The organism is Gottschalkia acidurici 9a (assembly GCF_000299355.1).
GTDB classification, from domain to species: domain Bacteria; phylum Bacillota; class Clostridia; order Tissierellales; family Gottschalkiaceae; genus Gottschalkia; species Gottschalkia acidurici.
In genome coordinates this window covers 2,376,851-2,397,906 of sequence record NC_018664.1, presented here as the reverse complement: position 1 = coordinate 2,397,906, position 21,056 = coordinate 2,376,851, and the positions used below count along the sequence as shown (strand labels likewise).

Genomic DNA, 21,056 nt, shown 5'->3' with positions numbered 1-21,056 from the left:
TAGTGAAACTTTATAATACCTTAACTAGAAAAAAAGAAGAGTTTCAATCTATAGATTCAGAAAAAGTTACTATGTACGTTTGTGGTCCAACAGTGTATAACTATATTCATGTTGGAAATGCAAGACCACAAGTAGTTTTCGATGTATTAAGAAAATATTTTGAATACAAAGGTTTAAAAGTAGATTATTTAGTTAACTTTACAGATATTGATGATAAACTTATTAAAAAAGCTAATGAAGAAGATAGAACAGTGAAGGAGATAGCTGAAAGATATATTAAAGAATTTAAAACAGATGCAGAAGGACTTCTTATAGATGAAAGCAAGACTTTTCACCCAAAAGCCACAGAACATGTTGAAGATATGATTGAATTTATAAAAGACCTTATTGAAAAAGGGTATGCTTATGAGTCAAGTGGGGATGTATATTTTGACACAACTAAAATCGAAGGTTATGGAAAGTTATCTAAGAAAAATATAGAGGATTTAATATCTGGATCTAGAGTAGAGATAAGTGAAATAAAAAAGAACCCTATGGATTTTGCACTCTGGAAAAATGTAAAGCCTAATGAACCTTCATGGGAAAGTCCTTGGGGTAAAGGAAGACCAGGTTGGCATATAGAATGTTCGGCTATGGCTAAAAAATATCTGGGAGATACTATAGATATACATGCAGGTGGTGAGGACTTACAATTTCCGCATCACGAAAATGAAATAGCTCAAAGTGAGAGTTTGACAGGAAAACCATTTGCTAATTACTGGCTGCATAACGCAATGATTAATATAGAAAATAAAAAAATGTCGAAGTCAGAGGGTAACTTTTTTACAGTTAGAGAGATCGGAGAGGAATATGATTTAGAAGTTTTAAGATTTTTTCTCCTATCAGCTCACTATAGAAAGCCATTAAACTTTAGTAAAGAAAACATGGAGCAATCTAAAAATGGGCTTGAGAGGCTTTATATAGGTAAAAAAAATATAGAACATTTAATTGAGATCAGTCAATCTAAAGAACTGACTTCAAAAGATGATGAAATAAAGATTGAAATAGATAAACTAGAGCAAAAGTTTAGAGATAGTATGGAAGATGATATAAATACTGCAGATGCAATATCAGTCTTATTTGAAGTAATAAGGTATGCTAATGCAAACTTAAATAAGGATACACCGAGAGGAGTTCTGGAATATACTCTTAATAAATTAGAGACACTAAGTGATGTTCTTGGATTACTTTCTAGAAAAGAAGAATTATTAGAAGAAGAAATATTAGAACTTATAGAAAAAGAAATCAAGCGCGTAAAGATAAGAATTATAAATTAGCAGACGAAATTAGAGATAGTTTAATACAAAAAGATATAGTTTTAGAAGACACACCAGATGGAGTTAAGTGGAGGAGAGCGTAGTAAGTATGAGTGATGAATATACAAAAGGGATAGAGATGTTAGTAGAACAATTAAATATAAAGGATGTAAGACAATTATCTCCCTTACAATTAGCATATATTGGTGATGCAGTTTATGAGCTTTTAGTACGAACATATATATTGAGTAAGAAAAATATATCTGTTCATCATCTTCATAAAGAAGCTATAAAGTATGTAAAGGCAAAAGCTCAAAGGGATATATTATTTTCTATAGAAGAAAATTTAACAGAGGAAGAGTGGAACGTTGTAAAAAGAGGTAGAAATGCTAAATCAGGGACTGTGCCTAAGAATGCAGACTTACAAGATTATAAGTATTCTACAGGATTTGAAGCCTTAATTGGCTTCCTCTATCTCTTGAAAAGATATGATAGACTAGACGAAATATTTAACATGATAATCAAACAGCATTAACTAAAGGAGGATACGGCAAGTGAAATCTTCATTAAAGGTAAAACTAATAAGCTATACACATGAACCGGAAAAACTAATAGCATCGGCAGCTAAGATGTGTTATTCATCTGTAGGAATAGATGAAATTGAAAAAGCATTAGATAAAGATAGTGTAAAAAAGTTTATAGATATGCTTATGTCTATAGGTCACGAATCCCCAATAGAACATGTTTCATTTACATTTGGAGTACAGGGAATTAGTAGGACACTTACCCACCAACTAGTAAGACATAGGATAGGAAGTTCATACTCTCAACAGTCTCAAAGATATGTAAAATTAGAACAATTTCAATATATAATCCCCCCTTCTATTGAATCAAATAAAGAGGCAAGAGAAATTTTTATAAAAGCTATGGAACAAGATCAAAAAGATTATGACGAAATTTCGAATATACTGTATAAAAAACATTTTAAGGAGTTACAAGAACAAGGATTAGACATAAAAGTTGCTAAATCTAAAGCAGAGAAAATGAGCATAGAAGATGCAAGATATATCTTTCCAAATGCATGTGAAACTAAGATTGTATTTACAATGAATGCACGTGCACTTTTTAACTTTTTCAAGCACAGATGTTGCAATAGAGCACAATGGGAGATACGAAATCTTTCGATAGAAATGTATAAATTAGTAAAAGAAGTAGCACCATCTCTATTTAAATATTCCGGACCAAATTGTCTTTATGATACTTGCCCAGAAGGTAAAATGAGTTGTGGAAAAATGCAAGAAGTTCGTGAAAAGTTTAGAAACATGTAGACCGTATGGGTCTATACTAAATACACTTGAGGTGATAAGATGGAATATGAAAACAATATTGAAGGAAGAAATCCTGTTCAAGAAGCATTAAAGTCTGGAAGAAATATAGAAAAGATACTTATAGCAAAAGGTGCTAGTGAGGGATCTATAAATAAGATAATTGGAATGGCTAAAGATAGAAAAATTATAATTCAATATGTTGAGAGAGCAAAACTAGATAACATGTCGGATACAAAATCTCATCAGGGAGTTATAGCAATAGCTTCAGCATACTCCTATAAAACTGTTGATGATATACTTTCACTAGCCGAAGGAAGAAACGAGGATCCATTTATTTTAATATTAGATGAAATAGAAGATCCTCATAATCTTGGAGCTATAATGCGTACTGCTGAAAGTGCTGGAGTTCATGGAATAATAATACCCAAAAGAAGATCTGTGGGACTCACGGCTATAGTTTCAAAGACTTCCGCAGGTGCGATAGAATATATACCAGTTGCAAAGGTTTCAAATATAAGTTCTACAATAGAAGAGCTTAAAAGAAAAAACATATGGATATATGGTGCACATATGGAAGGCAACTACTACTACGAACAAGATTTAAAAGGTCCTATAGCTCTAGTCATAGGTAGTGAAGGAAAAGGAATAAGTAGACTTGTTAAGGAAAAATGTGATTTTTTAATTAAAATTCCTATGAGAGGAAAAGTATCTTCACTGAATGCATCTGTTGCAGCTTCTATAATAACATATGAGGCTTTAAGGCAAAGAGGAGTATAAGTAGATGATATGAAAGCTACAAGAAAAGACTACTTATTTGTTGATGGGTACAATATAATAAACTGCTGGAATAACTTAAGAGAAATAAGTAAAGTAAGTTTAGAAGAAGCCAGAAATGAACTTATAGATGTAATGGCAGAGTATAAAGGATATACTGGAACAGAAGTAGTAGTGGTTTTTGATGCACACCTTGTAAAAGGAAGTTGTCATAAGAAAGAGACTATAAAAGGGATAGAAGTAGTGTATACAAAAGAGAATGAAACAGCAGATCACTATATTGAGAAGAAGTTAGATATAATGGGAAAAACAAAAAGTGTTAAAGTAGCAACTTCAGACTGGATAGAACAATAGGTAGTCATGGGCAGGGGTGGAACTAGAATATCCGCAAGGGAATTAAAGTTAGAGATTGAAAGTTTGAAAAATATGATAAGTAGAAAAAGTAAAAAGAATAATGAAATTAATGATTTAATTATTGGAAGATTGGATAAAAGCATATTGGAAAAATTAAGAGGATGGGGTGAAAGTAAGTAAATAACCTTGACTCGGAGAAGTTCATTAATATATAATGATAATAATTGGATATCATGGGGGATATAAAATAAAATATTAGAGGGGGATATTTTGTGGGATTAAGCGCATATAAAGAAACTAAAGTGGCTGTTGTATATAATGAAATGGAAGATGAGGATATAGTAGAGTATGCAAAAAGTGGGGATTCATTGGCATTAGAATATTTAATGACAAAGTATAGAAACTTTGTAAGAGCCAAGTCAAGATCTTATTTTTTAATAGGGGCAGATCGAGAAGATATAGTACAAGAAGGTATGATAGGATTATATAAATCTATTCGAGATTATAATCAGGACAAGCTTACATCTTTTAGAGCTTTCGCGGAGCTTTGCATAACTAGACAGATAATAACGGCTATAAAGACAGCTACAAGACAGAAACATATTCCATTAAACTCATATATATCTTTAAATAAGCCTATATATGATGAGGAATCAGACAGAACTCTCTTAGATATAATAACTGGAGTTAAAGTAACTGATCCAGAAGAGTTGATCATAAGTAAGGAAGAACTAAAAAATATAGAGAGTAAAATTGGTGAAATACTGAGTGATTTAGAGTGGGAAGTTTTAATTTTATATTTACAGGGGAAAACGTATCAAGAAATAGCAGGTGAGCTAGAAAGACATGTTAAGTCTATAGACAACGCTCTTCAGAGAGTAAAGAGAAAATTAGAAAGATACTTGGAATTCAAAGATTTTTAGTATATGAATATACATAGATAATGAAGACAGATCTTTTACAGTTGACAAGAAAGTAGACAAGTAGTAAGATAATTGAAATGGGGAAATGCCCATGTGGCTCAGTAGGTAGAGCACTTGCATGGTAAGCAAGAGATCATCGGTTCGATTCCGATCATGGGCTCCAATATATAGATATAAGTATACCGAGTTAAGTTTTCTTAACTCCTTTTTATATATAATAAAATACTTTTGACCCTCAAGGAGGAATTGAAAAATGGGAAAAGCAAAATTTGAAAGAAGTAAGCCACACGTAAATATAGGAACAATAGGACACGTTGACCACGGTAAAACAACGTTAACAGCAGCAATAACAACAGTACTACACGCAAGATTAGGTACAGGAGAAGGAATAGCATACGACAACATAGATAAAGCACCAGAGGAAAGAGAAAGAGGAATAACAATATCAACATCACACGTAGAGTATGAAACAGAAAACAGACACTACGCACACGTTGACTGTCCAGGGCATGCTGACTACGTTAAGAACATGATAACAGGAGCAGCACAAATGGACGGAGCTATATTAGTTTGTTCAGCAGCAGATGGTCCAATGCCACAAACAAGAGAGCATATACTATTATCAAGACAAGTAGGGGTACCAACAATAGTAGTATTCCTAAACAAAGCAGATATGGTAAATGACGAAGAATTAATCGAGTTAGTAGAAATGGAAGTAAGAGAACTACTAAGCGAATATGAATTCGATGGAGATAATACACCAATAGTAGTAGGATCAGCATTAAAAGCATTAGAAGATCCATCAAGCGAGTGGGGAGACAAAATCTTAGAATTAATGGCAGCAGTAGATGAAACAATTCCAACACCAGAAAGAGATACAGACAAAGCATTCCTAATGCCAGTAGAAGACATCTTCTCAATCACAGGAAGAGGAACAGTAGCAACAGGAAAAGTAGAAAGAGGAGTACTAAAAGTACAAGACAACGTAGAAATCGTAGGAATAGCAGAAGAATCAAGAACAGTAGTTTGTACAGGAATAGAAATGTTTAGAAAATTACTAGACGATGCACAAGCAGGAGATAACATCGGAGCACTATTAAGAGGTGTTCAAAGAGAAGATATCCAAAGAGGTCAAGTATTAGCTAAACCAGGAAGTATAACACCACATACACACTTTGAAGCAGAAGTATATGTACTAAACAAAGAAGAGGGAGGAAGACATACACCATTCTTCGATGGATATAGACCACAATTCTACTTCAGAACAACAGACGTAACAGGATCAATAAAATTAGAAGAAGGCGTAGAAATGGTAATGCCAGGAGATAACGCTAAATTTACAATAGAGTTAATATCACCAATAGCAATGGAAGAAGGATTAAGATTTGCTGTACGTGAAGGTGGAAGAACAGTAGGATCAGGAGTTATTTCTAAAATATTAAAATAATTTTCTACTCTATAGATTAAAAAAGACTAGGTTAGAAAGCCTAGTCTTTTTATAGATTTTTAGCATATATATATCTAATTATATATATATAACTTATTATTGACATCTAAAATAATTTATGATAATTTATATAAAGTAGTGTAAACATAGTTAATACTAAAAGAAAACTGACAAATATTGGCGGTCTCAATATTAACAATAGAAAAGTTTTTAATTTGTAGGAGGTGTGTACGATGAGAAGTAAAGTGACTCTAGCATGTACAGAATGTAAACAAAGAAATTACAATACAATGAAAAATAAAAAGAACAACCCAGATAGAATAGAAATGAAGAAATACTGTAAATTCTGTCATACTCATACAGCTCATAAAGAGACGAAATAGTAGACTGAATTTAAAAAAATGTAAGGGATGTGAAGTAGTATGTCGTCTCAAACTGGTACAGATAATTCATCTAAAAAAGTTAAAGGCCTTATAACAGGAATGAAAGCTGAATTAAAAAAGGTAATCTGGCCAACTAGAAAGGAATTAGTTAACTACACTATAGTGGTTCTAGTTATGTGTACTATAATATCTCTAGTGGTTTGGCTTATAGATACAGGTTTGCATAGATTGTTATCACTAATAATAAGATAATATTCAAATTCAGGCAAAAAAATACCTAAAAAGGTACTTGAAAGGAGCTTGGTCAGGAATGACCATTAACGAAAAAAAGTGGTATGTAGTTCATACTTACTCAGGACATGAGAATAAAGTTAAAGCTAATATCGAAAAGTTAGTTGAAAACAGAGGAATGCAAGACGTTATTTTCGATGTAAAAGTTCCAACAGAGGAATATAACGAAAGTAAAAATGGAAAAACAAAAGTAAAAGAAAGAAAAATGTTTCCGGGATATGTCCTTGTGAACATGATGATGACAGATGAATCATGGTACTTAGTAAGAAATACTAGAGGGGTAACTGGATTCGTTGGGCCAGGATCAAAACCTGTACCTTTAAGTGAAGATGAAGTTAAGGCTTTAGGAGTCCAAGAAAAATTACCAGAAATAGACTTAAATATAGATGAGGTAGTTAAAATAAAATCAGGACTTTTTGCAGACTTTACTGGTACAGTTCAACATATAGATAATGAAAAAAGAAAATTAAAAGTATTTGTATCTATGTTTAGCAGAGAAACTTTAGTAGAATTAGATTTCGAACAAGTAGAAAGATTTTATTAAAATGCTTTTAAAGCTAATTGGCTTTAAGATATATGGTGAGTTAAAATTGTAAGTATATAAATGAACTAAACAATTAATAAAATATATTGACCACCAAATAAAAAACGTAATGAAATAAGGAGGTGCAACACAAATGGCAAAAAAAGTAATAGCCCTAGTTAAACTACAAATTCCAGCTGGAAAAGCTACTCCAGCACCACCAGTAGGTACAGCATTAGGACCTCACGGTGTAAATATTGTGCAGTTCACAAAAGAATTCAATGCTAAAACTGCAGATCAAGCTGGTATGATAATTCCAGTAGTGCTTACTGTTTACCAAGATAGATCATTCTCATTTATTACAAAAACTCCACCTGTAGCAATCTTACTTAAAAAAGCTGTAGGAATTGAAACAGGATCAGGAGTACCAAATAAAACTAAAGTTGCAAAAATCTCAAAGGATAAAGTTAAAGAGATTGCAGAGTTAAAAATGCCAGACTTAAATGCAGCAAGCGTTGAATCTGCTATGAGCATGGTTGCTGGAACAGCTAGAAGTATGGGAATTACTGTAGAAGAATAACAGTAATTTTGCGAAAAAAGTGGGAGGTATAAACTAACCGCTAATACCACTAAGGAGGTTAAGGAATATGGCTAAAAGAGGTAAAAGATATCAAGAAAGCATTAAGCTAGTTGATAAAGATAATTTATACGATGTTGTTGAGGCTATAGAGTTAGTTCAACAAACAGCAAAAGCTAAATTTGATGAAACTATAGAATTATCAGTAAAACTTGGTGTAGATCCAAGACACGCTGATGAACAAGTTAGAGGTGCAATAGTACTACCTCATGGTACAGGTAAAGTGAGCAAAGTTCTTGTTTTTGCAAAAGGTGATAAAGCTAAAGAAGCTGAAAGTGCTGGAGCGGACTTTGTAGGAGCAGAAGAACTTGTAACTAAAATACAAAATGAAAACTGGTTTGAATTTGATGTAGTTGTTGCAACACCAGATATGATGGGAGTTGTAGGTAGACTAGGTAGAGTATTAGGACCAAAAGGATTAATGCCAAATCCTAAGTCAGGAACAGTTACATTTGATGTTGAGAAAGCTATAAATGATATAAAAGCAGGTAAGGTTGAATATAGAGTTGATAAAACAAGTATAATCCACGTTCCATTTGGAAAAAAATCATTTGGAACAGAAAAACTTAAAGAAAATCTTGACACGCTAATGGACGCTATAATAAAAGCTAAGCCAGCGGCTGCAAAAGGTAAATATTTAAGAAATGTTGTGATTTCAAGCACTATGGGTCCTGGAATTAAGATAAATTCTCAAAAATTAATGGACTAAAAGGTGTTGACATATATATATAATACTGATAGAATATCATATGTTATAAAAAAAGAATATATCCGTAGAAAGTAGGGAACAAAATAGTTTTAAAAATCCTACCGAGGGTGACATCATAAAAGATTGTTAGAGCCTTTGTATATCTATGGATATATGAAGGCTTTTATATATTATATAAGTAGGAAAGAAGGAGGTGCCCCATGACAAAAGCTATAGAGATCAAAAAAAGTGTAGTTTCAGAAATAGCTGAAAAGTTAGAAAAATCTACATCTTGTGTAGTTGTTGACTATAGAGGACTTACTGTTGAAGAAGTAACTGAATTAAGAAGTAAATTCAGAGAAGCAGGAGTAGAGTACAAAGTTTATAAAAACACACTAGTAAGAAGAGCAGCTAGTCAAGTTGGCAATATGGAAATGTTCGACGAAGTAAACTTAGTAGGAACAAATGCCATAGCAATAAGCTATGAAGATGCAGTAGCCCCTGCTAAAATAATAAGTGACTTTGCTAAAAATCACCCAAAGTTAGAATTTAAAATGGGATATGTTGAAGGAGCTTACTATGATGCACAAATGCTAGATGAGCTATCTAAAGTACCATCAAGAGAAGAGCTTATTGCTAAACTTCTTGGAAGCTTTAAAGCACCAGTATCTAACTTTGTTTACTTACTTGATGCAATTGCTAAAAAGAAGGAAGAGCAAAGCGCATAAACAATTAATATACTTTTAAATTAAATTTATGAAAAAAATTCGGAGGTGTCATAAAATGACTATAGAGCAAATATTAGAAGCTATAGAAGGAATGAAAGTTCTAGAATTAAATGAATTAGTAAAAGCAGCAGAAGAAAAATTTGGAGTATCTGCATCAGCACCAGTTGTAGTAGCAGGTGGAGCAGCAGCAGCAGGTGGAGCAGCAGCAGAAGAGCAATCAGAATTTGAAGTAGTTTTAGCAGACGCTGGAGCACAAAAAATTAAAGTTATAAAAGTTGTAAGAGAAATAACAGGATTAGGATTAAAAGAAGCTAAAGAAATAGTTGACGGAGCTCCAAAAGCAATAAAAGAAGGAGTTTCAAAAGAAGAAGCTGAAGAAATGAAAGCTAAATTAACTGAAGTTGGAGCTACTATAGAATTAAAGTAGTTTAAATTGAATATATAAGAAAAGGCCTCATTTAAGATGAAGCCTTTTTTTATCTTATATATCAGCCATCACACAAGTATCATGTCTAAAGCAAAAACTCTCATTATCTTACTCTAAAACTTATAGAGAAATTCATGAATAAAACTAAAGACTCAAATTCATTATGGAACAGTATTTTGAATTTTCAAGAGATTTAATTACTTGACAACTTTATTTGAATGTGATAATATTATAAGATGTAAAATAGGCTAAATTTGCCATGAAGATTTTGAATAAGAAAGAGTTAATAAGGGAATACTATTATAATAGATATAATAACAAAGAGATGCCATCCTAGTAATAAAAGTAAGATGGCTTAATTTGATTATTAGTTTTGATGAGGGGTGAATTTACAATGGTGCATCCTGTTTCAGTAGGAAAACGGGTTCGTATGAGTTATTCAAAAATTAACGAAGTACTAGAACTACCAGATTTAATTGAGGTACAAAAAAGATCCTATAATTGGTTTATAGAAGAAGGATTAAAAGAAGTGTTTGAAGATATTTCTCCAATTAAAGACTATACAGGAAACTTAATTTTAGAATTTGTAGATTATTCAATTGGTGATGAAGCTAAGTATGGTGAAGAAGAGTCAAAGGAAAGAGATGCCACATATGCTGCACCGCTTAAAGTTAAAATTAGGTTAATAAATAAGGAAACAGGAGAAGTTAAAGAACAAGAGGTATTTATGGGTGACTTCCCTCTAATGACGGACAAAGGTACATTTATAATTAATGGTGCCGAGAGAGTTATAGTAAGTCAATTAGTGAGATCCCCTAGCGTATACTACTCAAGAGAAATAGACAAGACTGGAAAAAGACTATATTCTGCTACTGTAATTCCAAACAGAGGAGCTTGGTTAGAATATGAAACAGACTCTAACGATATAGTATATGTAAGGGTAGATAGAACTAGAAAAATACCTATAACTGTATTACTTAAATCAATAGGATATAGTTCAGATTCTGAAATAATAGAACTTCTAGGAGAAAGTGAACATCTACTAAAGACATTGGAAAAAGACAGTACGAAAACTAGTGATGAAGCAATTATTGAAATTTATAAAAAACTTAGACCAGGAGAACCACCTACATTGGATAGTGCTAGATCACTATTTGATACTTTGTTTTTTGACCCTAAAAGATATGATATGGCCAAGGTCGGAAGATATAAATTTAATAAGAAGCTTGCTTTACACAACAGAATTGTTGACAAAAAATCGACAGATGCAATAGTAGATCCTAATACAGGTGAAATTCTAGTAGAAAAGGACGAAAAGATATCTAGAGATAAAGCTATAGCTATAGAAAATGCAGGAATAAACTCGGTGAAAGTATTAACTGAAGATGGTAAAACAATTAATGTTGTTGGAAATCATTTTGTTGATGCTAAATCATTTAGCTTACCTTTTTCACTAGATGAATTAGGGTTAAAAGAAAAAGTATATTACCCTGTAATGAAAAAACTAATAGACGAAAATGAAAATCCTGAAGATCTAAAAGATGCAATTAAAGAAAATATCAGGGAGATTTCTCCGAAACACATAACGATACCAGATATTATTGCATCAATCAGTTATGAGTTTAACTTGTTCCATGGAGTTGGAAATGTAGATGACATAGATCATTTAGGTAATAGAAGATTACGTTCGGTTGGAGAACTTCTACAAAATCAATTTAGAATTGGATTATCTAGAATGGAAAGAGTAGTTAGAGAAAGAATGACTATTCAGGATGTAGATGTAGTAACGCCTCAAGCATTAATTAATATAAGACCGGTTTCAGCCGCTATAAAAGAATTCTTTGGAAGTAGCCAGTTGTCTCAATTTATGGATCAAACTAATCCATTGGCAGAGTTAACTAACAAGAGAAGAATGTCTGCATTAGGACCAGGTGGACTTAGCAGAGACAGAGCAGGATTTGAGGTTAGAGACGTTCATCACTCTCACTATGGAAGAATGTGTCCTATAGAGACGCCAGAAGGTCCAAATATCGGACTTATAACATCTTTAACTACTTATGCTAGAATTAATGACTATGGATTCATTGAAGTTCCTTTTAGAAAAGTAGACAAAGAGAAAAAAGTTGTTACTGATATAATAGAGTATTTAACGGCAGATTTAGAAGACGAATTTATAGTAGCTCAATCAAATGAACCACTAACGGAAGATGGCGAATTTGTAAATAAAAGAATGATAGCTAGAGCTAAATATGGTGCGGTAGATGTTGTTCCTTCTGATGAAATTGACTATATGGACGTTTCGCCTAAACAAATAGTTTCAGTAGGTACAGCTATGATACCATTCTTAGAGAATGATGATGCCAATAGAGCACTTATGGGATCAAACATGCAACGTCAAGCAGTTCCATTATTGAAGACAGAAACTCCTATAGTTGGTACTGGTATAGAATATAGAGCTGCTAAAGACTCTGGTTCTGTAGTAGTGAGCAAAAGTGATGGAGTGGTTACTAGAGTAACATCGGACGAGATATTAATAAAAAGAGATGACAATGCTCAAATAGATAGATATAGAATGCTTAAGTTTAAGCGTTCAAATCAAGGAACTTGTATAAATCAAAGACCGATAGTTCAAAAAGGTGAAAAAGTAAAAGGCGGTCAGATCATAGCTGATGGACCATCTACAGATCAAGGAGAAATAGCTCTTGGTAAAAATCTACTAATAGCATTTATGACTTGGGAAGGTTACAATTATGAGGATGCTATATTATTAAATGAAAGACTAGTAAAAGAAGATGTACTTACTTCTGTTCATATAGAAGAGTATGAATCTGAATCTAGAGATACAAAGTTAGGACCAGAAGAAATTACTAGAGATATACCTAATGTTGGAGAAGAATCTCTAAAAGATTTAGATGAAAGAGGTATTATAAGAATAGGAGCTGAAGTTGAAGCTAATGATTTACTAGTTGGTAAAGTGACACCTAAAGGTGAAACTGAATTAACAGCAGAAGAAAGACTTCTTAGAGCTATCTTTGGTGAAAAAGCAAGAGAAGTTAGAGATACATCACTTAGAGTACCACATGGAGAGAGTGGTATAATAGTAGATGTAAAAGTATTTACAAGAGAAAATGGAGATGAACTTCAGCCAGGAGTTAATCAACTAGTAAGAGTATACATCGCTACTAAGCGTAAAATAAACGTTGGAGATAAGATGTGTGGTAGACATGGAAATAAAGGGGTAATATCTAGAATATTACCAGAAGAGGATATGCCATTCATGCCAGACGGTACACCACTTGATGTAGTACTGAATCCACTAGGGGTTCCTTCACGTATGAATATAGGGCAAGTTCTAGAAGTGCATTTAGGTTTAGCAGCAAAAAAAGCAGGTTGGTTAATAGCTACTCCTGTATTTGATGGTGCTAACGAGGATGACATAAAAGATGCCCTAAGAAATGTAGGGTTACCTGAAAGTGGTAAGATACTTCTAAGAGATGGAAGAAGTGGAGAATCTTTTGATAACAACGTTACTGTTGGATATATGTATATGCTAAAGCTTCATCACCTTGTTGCAGATAAGATACATGCTAGATCAACAGGACCATATTCTTTAGTTACACAACAACCACTAGGTGGTAAAGCACAGTTTGGTGGACAAAGATTTGGTGAGATGGAGGTTTGGGCACTAGAGACATATGGTGCTTCACATACACTACAAGAAATACTGACAGTTAAGTCTGATGATATAGTAGGCCGTGTGAAGACTTATGAAGCTATAGTAAAAGGAGAAAATATACCTGAACCAGGAATACCAGAATCATTTAAAGTATTAATAAAAGAGTTACAAAGTTTATGCTTAGATATAAAGGTATTAACTGAAGAAGATGATGAAATAGAAATAAGAGAATCTTATGATGATGATATAAGCGAATTAAGCATGGGATTTGACTTAGAAGATATCCCTACAAGTCACGGAGAGCCAGATATTGAAGATGAGGAAGAAGATGACGATGAAATAGATGAAGATGACTTGGATAATATAGATGAAGTAGAAGTAGATTTTGTAAATACAGATGAAGATATGGACTTTGAAGAAGACCTTTTTAACGAAGATTTTGATGACTAATTTCAAAATACTTATATGGAAGGGAGAGATAACCCCTTGTTTGAACTTGAAAATTTTGATTCAATAAAAATTGCTTTAGCATCCCCAGAGAAGATAAGACAATGGTCTAAAGGGGAAGTTAAAAAACCAGAAACTATTAACTATAGGACGCTAAAACCAGAAAAAGAAGGATTATTCTGTGAAAAAATATTTGGACCTACTAAAGACTGGGAGTGTCACTGTGGTAAGTATAAAAGAGTAAGATATAAAGGTGTAGTATGTGACAGATGTGGAGTAGAAGTAATAAAGGCCAAAGTAAGAAGAGAAAGAATGGGACATATAGAATTAGCAGCTCCAGTTTCTCATATTTGGTACTTTAAAGGAATACCAAGTAGAATGGGACTTATATTAGATATGTCTCCAAGATCGCTAGAGAAAGTATTGTACTTTGCATCTTATATAGTAATAGATCCGGGTGAAACTTCTCTTTCAGAGAAACAGCTTTTAAATGAAGGCGAATATAGAGAGGCTAAAGAGAACTATGATAAAGCTGGCCAGAAGTTTAGAGCTGCTATGGGAGCAGAAGCTGTAAAAGAACTTTTAGCTAAAATAGACTTAGAAAAAGAAGCCAAAGAATTAAGAAGTCAGCTTAAAGACAGTACAGGACAGAAGAAAATAAGAATAATAAGAAGATTAGAAGTTGTAGAGGCATTCAGACAATCTGGAAATAGACCAGAATGGATGATCTTAGATGTAGTACCAGTTATACCACCTGACTTAAGACCTATGGTCCAATTAGATGGTGGTAGATTCGCAACTTCAGACTTGAATGACCTATATAGAAGAGTTATAAATAGAAATAATAGACTTAAAAGACTTCTAGACTTAGGAGCTCCAGATATAATTGTAAGAAATGAAAAGAGAATGTTACAAGAAGCTGTGGATGCTCTTATAGACAATGGTAGAAGAGGAAGACCTGTAACTGGTCCGGGAAATAGACCTTTAAAATCTCTTTCAGATATGCTTAAAGGTAAGCAAGGTAGATTCAGACAAAACTTACTTGGAAAAAGGGTAGATTATTCAGGGCGTTCGGTTATAGTAGTTGGTCCAGAACTAAAATTCTATCAATGTGGTCTTCCTAAAAAAATGGCACTAGAGCTATTTAAACCATTTGTAATGAAAAAATTAGTAAATGAAAATTATGCTCATAATATTAAGAGTGCAAAAAGAATGGTTGAGAAAGTTAAGCCAGTAGTATGGGATGTTTTAGAGTCTGTAATAAAAGAGCATCCAGTATTACTAAACCGTGCACCGACATTACACAGACTGGGAATACAAGCATTTGAACCTATACTAGTAGAAGGAAAAGCTATAAAGCTACATCCACTAGTATGTACAGCTTATAACGCTGACTTTGATGGTGACCAAATGGCAGTACACGTTCCACTATCAACAGAGGCACAGGCTGAGGCAAGATTCTTAATGCTTTCAACTAATAATATTTTAGCTCCTAAAGATGGTAAGCCTATAACTACTCCAACTCAAGATATGGTACTAGGAAGTTACTATTTGACAGTTGAGAATGATGAGGAAATAGGAACTGGTATGGTATTTAAAGACTTTGAGGAAATGTATATGGCATACCAAAATAAAGCCGTTGGACTTCATGCTCGAGTTAAGGTAAGAGTAAAGCTTTCACAAGATGATAGAGGAAAGCTTGTAGAAAGTACTGTTGGTAGATTTATATTTAATGAACACATACCGCAAAATTTAGGATTCGTTGATAGAAGTAAAGATAAATACTCACTAGAGATAGATACCCTAGTTGATAAGAAAATGCTAGGAAAGATAGTAGATAAGTGCTACAGAAAACATGGAAACACTGTAACTTCAATAGTTTTAGACCATATCAAATCTACAGGATTCAAATATTCTACAATAGGAGCTATTACAGTTAGTATAGAAGATATTATAGTTCCAGAAGAAAAGTTTGTTCTTATAGGAGAAGCAGAAGAACTAGTAGATAAGTATGAAAAGTCTTATAGAAGAGGGCTTATATCAGATGAAGAAAGATATGAGAGAGTTATAGAGGTATGGAGTAAAACTACTGAAAAAGTTACTGAAGCTCTTATGAGTGGATTAGATGAAATGAATAATATATTCATAATGGCACAATCAGGAGCGAGAGGTAGTAAAAATCAGATAAGACAGCTTGCGGGTATGAGGGGTCTTATGGCAAATGCTTCAGGTAGAACAGTAGAGCAGCCTATAAGATCTAACTTTAGAGAAGGACTTACAGTTCTTGAATTCTTTACTTCAACTCACGGTTCTCGTAAAGGTCTTGCAGATACGGCACTAAGAACTGCCGATTCAGGATATTTAACTAGAAGATTAGTTGATGTCAGTCAAGATGTTATAATAAGAGAAGAAGATTGTGGTACAGAAGAATATCTATTAGCAAGAGCATTTAAAGACGGAAAAGAAGTTATAGAAGAACTATGGGATAGAATCGAAGGTAGATATAGCTTTGAAGATGTGTTTGATCCTAATACGGGAGAAAAAATAGTAGGAGCTCTAGAATTAATTACAGAAGATATAGCTGATAAAATAATAGCTACTGGAATAGAAGAAGTTAAGATAAGAACTGCACTAGCATGTAGAACTAGACATGGTGTTTGTTCAAAATGTTATGGTAGAAACTTAGCAACAGGAACATCTGTTAATATAGGAGAAGCAGTAGGTATAATAGCTGCACAATCAATAGGGGAGCCTGGTACACAACTTACTATGCGTACTTTCCATACAGGAGGAGTAGCAGGAGCAGATATTACACAGGGTCTTCCAAGGGTAGAAGAGTTATTTGAAGCTAGAAAACCAAAAGGTCTTGCGATTATAACAGAAATACCAGGAAAGGTTACAATACTTGAATCAAAAAGAAAAAGAGAAGTAACCGTAACATCTGGAGATGGAGAATCAAGAAGTTACAGCATACCATATGGTTCAAGGATTAAAGTTAGAGAAGGAAATGTACTGGAGGCTGGAGATGAAATTACAGAAGGTTCAGTAAATCCACATGATATTTTGAAGATAAAGGGTGAAGCTGGAGTTCAGTCATATCTTGTAAAAGAAGTTCAAAGAGTTTATAGACTTCAAGGTGTTGATATAAACGATAAACATATAGAAGTTATAGTTAGACAAATGTTGAACAAGGTTAAAATAGAAGATTCAGGAGATACAGATTTATTACCAGGAGGACTTATAAATACATTTGAATATGAAAAAGAAAATGAACGTGTAGAGTCTGAGGGTGGAAAACCGGCTGTTGGTACAACGGTATTATTAGGTATTACCAAAGCATCTTTAGCTACTGAGTCATTCTTATCAGCAGCTTCATTCCAAGAAACAACAAGAGTATTAACTGAAGCAGCTATAAAAGGAAAAGAAGATAACTTAATAGGACTGAAAGAAAATGTTCTTATAGGTAAGTTAATTCCTGCAGGAACAGGGATGAAAAGATATAAAAGTATAGCTATAAATACAGAAGAAAAAGATGAAATTGAAGAAGAGATAAATGTTGACACTATAACTAACTGATGATAAAATATACTAGTGTGTAAAACTGTATGATATACTCTTTTGTTATCAAGAAGATTACGTGAATTTTCACGTAATCTTCCAGATATTTAAAAAAGGAGGAAACTATAGTGTTACAAAGTCTAAAAGAAGCCAATAAGGTAGTAGGCACTAAGCAGGTTAAAAGAGCAATAATGCATGATGAAGCTAAGCAACTGCTTATAGCTAAAGATGCAGAACCTAGAATTGTACATGAATTAGTAGCATTATGCGATGAAAGATTGATAGAAGTTGTATATATGGATACTATGAAAGAACTAGGTAAGGCCTGTGGAATTGAAGTTAGTGCAGCTTCTGCTGCTATATTGAAATAGACAATTTTGGAAGGAGGTGCTTTAATGCCAACAATAAGCCAATTAGTAAGAAAAGGTAGAAAAAAAGTAACTTATCAATCTAAATCAGCTCATTTAGGTTTTAACTACAACTCACTTAAAAAGAAATATACAAAGATGAATTCACCACAAAAAAGAGGGGTTTGTACTTCGGTTAAAACTGTAACACCTAAAAAACCTAACTCAGCGTTAAGAAAGATTGCCAGAGTTAGACTTACAAATGGAATAGAAGTTTCAGCTTATATCCCAGGAATAGGACACAACTTACAAGAGCATAGTGTTGTTCTTATAAGAGGTGGAAGAATCAAAGACTTACCAGGGGTTAGATACCATATTGTAAGGGGAGCACTAGATGCTTCAGGTGTTGATAAAAGAATGCAAAGTAGATCAAAATACGGAGCAAAAAGAGTTAAAAAAGAAAAGTAATTTTAGACTAAAGGTGCGGAAAAGATTGACGGCTGAATATGCTGTTTAATATATAGAGTTGCGCACTGCGACATATGGTCGAGTACCTATGAATTAATTTAATATGATTAAGGAGGGAAGCGTTGTGCCAAGAAAAGGTCATGTTCCTAAAAGGGATGTTATGCCGGATCCGATTTATAAAGATAAGGTTATAACTAAGTTAATAAACAGAACAATGCTAGATGGAAAAAGAGGTAAAGCACAAAAAATAGTATATGGTGCATTTGATTATGTAAAAGATCAAAGTGGAGAAGATCCATTAGAAGTATTTATCAGAGCGATGAATAACATAATGCCAGTACTAGAAGTAAAAGCTAGACGTGTTGGAGGAGCAACATACCAAGTTCCTATAGAAGTTAGACCAGATAGAAGAGAAACAATAGGATTAAGATGGTTAGTTGGATTCTCTAGAAAAAGAGGAGAAAAAACTATGGTTGAAAGACTAGGTAAAGAAATCCTTGATGCGTCTAACAATACAGGTGCTAGTGTTAGAAAAAGAGAAGATGTTCATAAAATGGCTGAGGCTAACAGAGCTTTTGCACATTACAGATGGTAATAAATATATAAAGAAAGTATTCCCAAGAATACTCGAAGTATATTGGCCGTATGAAATATAGGGAGGAGGAATACTGTGTCAAGACAATTTTCATTAGAAAATACTAGGAATATCGGAATAATGGCTCACATAGATGCTGGAAAAACAACTACTAGTGAGAGAATATTATTCTACACAGGAAGAACTCACAAAATAGGTGAGACACATGAAGGTGCAGCTACAATGGACTGGATGGAGCAAGAGCAGGAAAGAGGTATAACTATAACTTCTGCTGCTACAACTGCTCAATGGAAAAATCATAGAATTAACCTTATAGACACACCAGGACACGTGGATTTCACAGTTGAAGTTGAAAGATCACTTCGTGTTCTAGATGGTGCTGTTGCAGTTTTCTGTGCTAAAGGTGGAGTTGAGCCTCAATCAGAGACAGTTTGGCGTCAAGCTGATAAATATGGTGTACCACGTTTAGCGTTTGTAAACAAAATGGATATACTAGGTGCAGATTACTTTAGAGCTATTGATATGATGAAAGAAAGACTTAAAGCTAATGCAGTGCCTATAGAGTTACCAATAGGTAAAGAAGATGATTTCATAGGTGTAGTTGACCTTGTTGAAATGAATGCTATGGTTTACAAGGATCAATTAGGTAAGGAATTTGACATAGTTGAAATTCCTGAAGATATGAAGGATTTAGCTGCTGAACATAGAGAAGTACTATTAGATGCTATAGCAGATCAAAATGAAGAACTTATGATGAAATATCTAGAAGGTGAAGAGATTAGCGTAGAGGAAATTAAAAAGGCTATAAGAGAAGCTACGCTTGCTGTTTCTATAACACCAGTTCTTTGTGGATCAGCTTATAGAAATAAAGGTGTACAATCATTATTAGATGCTGTTATAGACTACCTACCAGCTCCTACAGATGTAAAGGGTATAGTGGGAACAAAGCCAGGAAGCGAAGAAGAAGAAGTGAGAAACTCATCTGATGAAGAACCGTTTGCTGCTTTAGCATTTAAAATAATGACTGACCCATATGTTGGGAAATTAGCTTTCTTTAGAGTTTATTCAGGAATTCTAGAGTCTGGATCATATGTGCTAAACTCAACAAAAGGTAAAAAAGAAAGAATTGGTCGTATACTACAAATGCATGCGAACAAAAGAGAAGAACTAGACAGAGTATATGCAGGAGATATAGCTGCTGCGGTAGGTCTTAAAGACACTACTACAGGAGACACACTATGTGATGAAAAAAGTCCTGTTATATTAGAGTCTATGGAATTCCCAGAGCCAGTTATTCATATAGCTATAGAACCTAAAACTAAAGCTGATCAAGATAAGATGGGGCTTGCTTTAGCTAAATTAGCTGAGGAAGATCCAACATTTAAAACTTATACTGATCAAGAAACAGGACAAACAATAATAGCAGGTATGGGAGAACTACACTTAGAGGTTATCGTAGATAGACTATTAAGAGAGTTCAAAGTAGAAGCTAATGTAGGTCAACCACAAGTTGCTTACAAAGAAACTATTACTAAAGAAGTTGAAGTTGACTCTAAATATGCTAGACAATCTGGTGGACGTGGACAATATGGACACGTTAAGATCAGAATGGCACCAAGAGAGCCTGGAGAAGGATATTTATTTGAAAACGCTATTACTGGTGGGGCTATTCCAAGAGAATATATCGCACCTGTTGACAATGGTATTCAAGAAGCATCTCAAAATGGTATACTAGCTGGATATCCAGTGTTAGACTTCAAAGTTACACTATTTGATGGATCATACCATGACGTTGACTCGTCAGAAATGGCGTTTAAAATAGCTGGTTCTATGGCATTTAAAGATGCTATGAAAAAAGCAGCACCAGTAATACTTGAACCATACATGAAAGTTGAAGTAACAGTTCCAGAAGAATACATGGGGGATGTTATTGGAGACTTAAACTCAAGAAGAGGTAGAATTGAAGGTATGGAATCAAGATCGGGAGCTCAAATCATAAGAGGATTTGTTCCGCTTGCAGAAATGTTCGGATATGCTACAGACCTTCGTTCAAATACTCAAGGTCGTGGAAATTATATAATGCTATTTGATCACTATGAAGCGCTTCCTAATAGTTTAGCTGAAAAAATAATGAATAAATAATTCTTAAAATAGTAAGGAGGAATTG

General features: G+C 33.6%; 18 protein-coding genes, 1 tRNA gene, 2 pseudogenes and 1 other annotated feature. All 21 genes and pseudogenes read left to right on the top strand.

What is annotated here, in order from left to right; all coding sequences use genetic code 11:
- Positions 1-2 precede the first annotated feature (2 nt).
- Positions 3-1,399 (top strand): annotated as a pseudogene (gene cysS, locus CURI_RS11440) (cysteine--tRNA ligase).
- 5 nt (positions 1,400-1,404) lie between these two features.
- A complete protein-coding gene (locus CURI_RS11435) occupies positions 1,405-1,830 on the top strand; it encodes a Mini-ribonuclease 3 (RefSeq protein ID WP_041701804.1) in 426 nt (141 codons plus the stop codon).
- 19 nt (positions 1,831-1,849) lie between these two features.
- Positions 1,850-2,623, top strand: coding sequence for an FAD-dependent thymidylate synthase (gene thyX / locus CURI_RS11430; protein ID WP_014968422.1), 774 nt, complete (start codon positions 1,850-1,852; stop codon positions 2,621-2,623).
- A 39-nt stretch (positions 2,624-2,662) separates the two neighbouring features.
- Positions 2,663-3,400: a 23S rRNA (guanosine(2251)-2'-O)-methyltransferase RlmB gene (gene rlmB / locus CURI_RS11425; protein ID WP_014968421.1), complete on the top strand. Its 738-nt coding sequence runs from the start codon at positions 2,663-2,665 to the stop codon at positions 3,398-3,400.
- A gap of 9 nt (positions 3,401-3,409) precedes the next feature.
- Positions 3,410-3,931, top strand: a pseudogene (locus tag CURI_RS11420) (NYN domain-containing protein).
- 92 nt (positions 3,932-4,023) lie between these two features.
- On the top strand, positions 4,024-4,674 hold the full coding sequence (gene sigH, locus CURI_RS11415) for an RNA polymerase sporulation sigma factor SigH (protein WP_014968418.1): 651 nt from the start codon (positions 4,024-4,026) through the stop codon (positions 4,672-4,674).
- Positions 4,675-4,761: 87 nt separating this feature from the next.
- Positions 4,762-4,837: transfer RNA gene (locus CURI_RS11410), tRNA-Thr, on the top strand.
- A 90-nt stretch (positions 4,838-4,927) separates the two neighbouring features.
- A complete protein-coding gene (gene tuf / locus CURI_RS11405) occupies positions 4,928-6,121 on the top strand; it encodes an elongation factor Tu (RefSeq protein WP_014968404.1) in 1,194 nt (397 codons plus the stop codon).
- A gap of 233 nt (positions 6,122-6,354) precedes the next feature.
- Positions 6,355-6,504 carry a 50S ribosomal protein L33 gene (gene rpmG / locus CURI_RS11400; protein ID WP_014968417.1) on the top strand — a complete coding sequence of 50 codons (150 nt, stop codon included), beginning with the start codon at positions 6,355-6,357 and terminating at the stop codon, positions 6,502-6,504.
- A gap of 39 nt (positions 6,505-6,543) precedes the next feature.
- Entirely contained in the window at positions 6,544-6,756 is a 213-nt protein-coding gene (gene secE, locus CURI_RS11395) for a preprotein translocase subunit SecE (protein WP_014968416.1), read from the top strand.
- A 58-nt stretch (positions 6,757-6,814) separates the two neighbouring features.
- Positions 6,815-7,339, top strand: coding sequence for a transcription termination/antitermination protein NusG (nusG, locus tag CURI_RS11390; protein WP_014968415.1), 525 nt, complete (start codon positions 6,815-6,817; stop codon positions 7,337-7,339).
- Between the two features lie 133 nt (positions 7,340-7,472).
- A complete protein-coding gene (rplK, locus tag CURI_RS11385) occupies positions 7,473-7,898 on the top strand; it encodes a 50S ribosomal protein L11 (RefSeq protein WP_014968414.1) in 426 nt (141 codons plus the stop codon).
- A gap of 67 nt (positions 7,899-7,965) precedes the next feature.
- Entirely contained in the window at positions 7,966-8,664 is a 699-nt protein-coding gene (rplA, locus tag CURI_RS11380; RefSeq protein ID WP_014968413.1) for a 50S ribosomal protein L1, read from the top strand.
- 44 nt (positions 8,665-8,708) lie between these two features.
- Positions 8,709-8,839 (top strand) — a sequence feature (ribosomal protein L10 leader region).
- A 25-nt stretch (positions 8,840-8,864) separates the two neighbouring features.
- Complete coding sequence (gene rplJ / locus CURI_RS11375) at positions 8,865-9,371, top strand: 50S ribosomal protein L10 (RefSeq protein ID WP_014968412.1); 507 nt, start codon at positions 8,865-8,867, stop codon at positions 9,369-9,371.
- Between the two features lie 55 nt (positions 9,372-9,426).
- The gene (gene rplL, locus CURI_RS11370) at positions 9,427-9,798 is read left to right on the top strand and encodes a 50S ribosomal protein L7/L12 (RefSeq protein WP_014968411.1); all 372 of its coding nucleotides are present in this window, start codon (positions 9,427-9,429) and stop codon (positions 9,796-9,798) included.
- Between the two features lie 394 nt (positions 9,799-10,192).
- Entirely contained in the window at positions 10,193-13,924 is a 3,732-nt protein-coding gene (gene rpoB / locus CURI_RS11365; RefSeq protein ID WP_041701803.1) for a DNA-directed RNA polymerase subunit beta, read from the top strand.
- A 36-nt stretch (positions 13,925-13,960) separates the two neighbouring features.
- Positions 13,961-17,497 carry a DNA-directed RNA polymerase subunit beta' gene (gene rpoC, locus CURI_RS11360; RefSeq protein ID WP_041701802.1) on the top strand — a complete coding sequence of 1,179 codons (3,537 nt, stop codon included), beginning with the start codon at positions 13,961-13,963 and terminating at the stop codon, positions 17,495-17,497.
- 110 nt (positions 17,498-17,607) lie between these two features.
- On the top strand, positions 17,608-17,850 hold the full coding sequence (locus CURI_RS11355; protein ID WP_014968408.1) for a 50S ribosomal protein L7ae-like protein: 243 nt from the start codon (positions 17,608-17,610) through the stop codon (positions 17,848-17,850).
- A 24-nt stretch (positions 17,851-17,874) separates the two neighbouring features.
- A complete protein-coding gene (gene rpsL, locus CURI_RS11350; protein ID WP_014968407.1) occupies positions 17,875-18,294 on the top strand; it encodes a 30S ribosomal protein S12 in 420 nt (139 codons plus the stop codon).
- Between the two features lie 124 nt (positions 18,295-18,418).
- The gene (gene rpsG / locus CURI_RS11345; protein WP_041701801.1) at positions 18,419-18,889 is read left to right on the top strand and encodes a 30S ribosomal protein S7; all 471 of its coding nucleotides are present in this window, start codon (positions 18,419-18,421) and stop codon (positions 18,887-18,889) included.
- A 75-nt stretch (positions 18,890-18,964) separates the two neighbouring features.
- The gene (gene fusA / locus CURI_RS11340; protein WP_014968405.1) at positions 18,965-21,031 is read left to right on the top strand and encodes an elongation factor G; all 2,067 of its coding nucleotides are present in this window, start codon (positions 18,965-18,967) and stop codon (positions 21,029-21,031) included.
- The last annotated feature ends 25 nt before the right edge of the window (positions 21,032-21,056 follow it).